General features: G+C 71.1%; 2 protein-coding genes. One reads left to right on the top strand and one right to left on the bottom strand.

What is annotated here, in order from left to right; translation table 11 throughout:
• Positions 1-12 precede the first annotated feature (12 nt).
• Positions 13-2,211: a 1,4-alpha-glucan branching protein GlgB gene (glgB, locus tag AC08OP_RS23190; RefSeq protein WP_476616116.1), complete on the top strand. Its 2,199-nt coding sequence runs from the start codon at positions 13-15 to the stop codon at positions 2,209-2,211.
• 71 nt (positions 2,212-2,282) lie between these two features.
• Here the strand turns inward: glgB and AC08OP_RS23195 are convergent.
• Positions 2,283-3,209: tetratricopeptide repeat protein (locus AC08OP_RS23195; RefSeq protein WP_476616115.1), on the bottom strand; the 927-nt coding region annotated here is incomplete at its 5' end.

The following is a 3,209-nucleotide window of genomic DNA, read 5'->3' on the forward strand; positions in this document are numbered from 1 at the left end:
GAGCGGGACGGCCTGGAGCGGGACGGCCTGGAGCGGCTGGTCAGCGGGGCGCATCACGACCCGCACGCGCTGCTCGGGGCGCACCCGCATCCCGGTAGCGACGCCACGGTCGTGCGGGTGCTGCGCCCCGACGCGAGGGCCGTGACCGTCCTCGTCGGGCCGGCCCGGTACCCGGCCACCCGGCTGCACAGCGGCGGGGTGTTCGGCGTGGCCGTGCCGGGAGTGCTGCCCGACTACCGCATCGAGGTGACCTACCCGGACGGCTCGTACCTCGTCGACGACCCCTACCGGCACCTGCCCACCCTCGGTGAGATGGACCTCCATCTGATCACTGAGGGCCGGCACGAACAGCTCTGGAAGGTGCTCGGGGCACATCCGCGCGCACTGACGACGCCGGGCGGCGCCACGGTCACCGGGGTCAGCTTCGCCGTGTGGGCCCCCTCTGCGCGGGGGGTTCGGCTCGTCGGCGACTTCGACTTCTGGGACGGGCGCGCCTTCCCGATGCGCTCGCTCGGCCGCTCCGGGATCTGGGAGCTGTTCGTCCCCGGCGCCGGCACCGGCGCCCGGTACAAGTACGAAATCCTCGGCTTCGACGGGATCTGGCGGCAGAAGGCGGATCCGCTGGCGTTCCACACCGAGGTGCCGCCGGCCACCGCGAGCGTGGTGTTCGCCTCCGACTTCACCTGGAATGACGGCGCGTGGCTCGACCGGCGGGCCCGGACGGCTTGGCGCACCGAACCGGTGAGCGTCTACGAGGTCCACCTGGGCTCCTGGCGGCGCGGGTTGTCCTACCGGGAGCTCGCCGAGGAGCTGACCGCGTACGTCGTCGAGAACGGCTTCACCCACGTGGAGATGCTGCCCGTGGCCGAGCATCCCTTCGGCGGCTCCTGGGGCTACCAGGTGTCGGCCTACTACGCCCCGACGGCCCGCTTCGGCAGCCCCGACGAGTTCCGCCACCTCGTGGACACGCTGCACCGCGCCGGCATCGGGGTGATCGTCGACTGGGTGCCGGCGCACTTCCCCCGGGACACCTGGGCGCTGGGCCGCTTCGACGGCACCCCCCTGTACGAACATCCAGATCCACGCCGCGGTGAACAGCCCGACTGGGGTACCTACGTCTTCGACCTAGGCCGCCCCGAGGTGCGCAACTTCCTCGTGGCAAACGCCCTGTACTGGTTCGAGGAATTCCACATCGATGGACTACGCGTCGACGCGGTCGCCTCGATGCTGTACCTCGACTACTCCCGGCCGGAGGGTGGCTGGCTGCCCAACATCCACGGCGGCCGGGAGAACCTCGATGCCGTCTCGTTCCTGCAGGAGACCAACGCCACCGTCTACCGCCGTTTCCCGGGCGCAATGATGATCGCGGAGGAGTCGACCGCGTGGCCCGGGGTCACCCGCCCCACCCACCTCGGCGGCTTGGGCTTCGGCTTCAAATGGAACATGGGGTGGATGCACGACACCCTCGACTACAACTCCCGGCTGCCGATCCACCGCATGTACCACCACCATCAGATGACCTTTTCGATGGTGTACGCATACTCGGAGAACTTCATCCTGCCGTTCAGCCACGACGAGGTGGTCCACGGCAAAGGTTCCCTGCTACGCAAGATGCCCGGCGACCGCTGGGCACAGCTCGCGAACCTGCGGGCGCTGCTCGCCTACATGTGGGCGCATCCCGGCAAGAAGCTGCTCTTCATGGGCTGCGAGTTCGCCCAGGACAACGAGTGGAACGAGTCTGCGTCCCTCGAATGGCCTCTGCTGGACGATCCCGCCCACGCCGGTGTCGCGGACCTCGTGCGCGACCTGAACGGGCTCTACCGGACGATCCCGGCCCTGTACCAACACGACGCCGACCCGGCGGGCTTCTCCTGGATCGACGCGAACGACGCGGAGAACAACGTCTTCTCGTTCCTGCGCTGGTCGGGCGAGGACCCGGCGGGCGGCGTGCTGGCCTGCGTCGCCAACTTCGCCGGCATCGGGCACGAGGGCTACCGCATCGGGCTGCCGTTCCCCGGCCGCTGGCGCGAGATACTCAACACTGACGGGTACCGCTACGGCGGCGGCAACATCGGCAATCTCGGCTCAGTCCAGGCTGTCGAGGAGCCGCATCACGGTCTCGACGCCTCGGCAACCCTGACGCTGCCGCCCCTCGGGGCCATCTGGCTCTCCCCGCACCGGACGCCCTTCGGGGTTTCTGCCGGCCAGTGAATGTGGGGACCTGAGCACGGTCTGCGGTCCCTGGACCGTGCCTGGCTCCCCACAACTCGACTACCGTACGCTCAGAAGAGGGCAGCTGCCAGGGAGCGTCGGGCCGGGGCCACCGCGGGCTCCTCGTCACCCAACGCCTGGAACAGCCCGACGAGGTGCGCTCGGGCCCTTTCCCGCTCCGGCCCCGCCGTCCGGCGGACAACCTCGACGAGACCAGCGAGGGCCCCGGCCACGGCTCCCTGCGCGATGCCCAGGTCGGCCGTGGCGACCGCGGCCTCGACGTCGTCCGGATTCGCCGCCAGCCGGTTGCGGATGTCCACCGGATCGTACCCACGCACCCGGCGCAGCAGTTCGGCCCGCGCGAGCCCGGTCAGGGCCTCGGGATCCGCGGGCGCCTCGGTGAGCCGGATGCGGTAGGACTCGACCGCGGTGTCGAAGTCGCCACGGGCAAGCGCCGCCTCGGCCGCCGCCACATGTGGGTCACGGGCGGGACCGCCCACGGCTGCCGCGCCCGGGACTCCGCCCATCGCCTCGTCGACCAGGGAGAGCAGCTGATCGAGCCAGCTCCGCACCTCCCGTTCGGGCACGGCGCCGGTGAACTCCCCGATGATCCGCCCGCCGATCACCGCCTTCACCGCGGGGATGCCCTGCACGCCGGCGGCCTGCGCGAGGCCCGGGTTCGCATCGACGTCGATCTTGGCGAGGATCCACCGGCCGCCGTCCACCGCGGCGAGCTTCTCCAGGATCGGGCTGAGCTGCTTGCACGGGCCGCACCAGGAGGCCCAGAAGTCCAGCACTACGGGAACCTGCATCGACCGGCTGACCACGTCGGTGGCGAAGCTCGCCTCGGTGACGTCGATGACCACGGGCCCGGCGGGCGCGCCGGGACGGGCGTCCGGCGCGGCCGTGGCGGCGCTACTGGCGGGGGGAGGCGGGGTCGCCGGCTTGGGGTCGAGCGGGACGGCGCCGGCGAGGCGCAGACCGCCGAGGCTTTCGGG

The sequence above is a fragment of the Frankia sp. CeRuru1 genome (genome assembly GCF_977966315.1).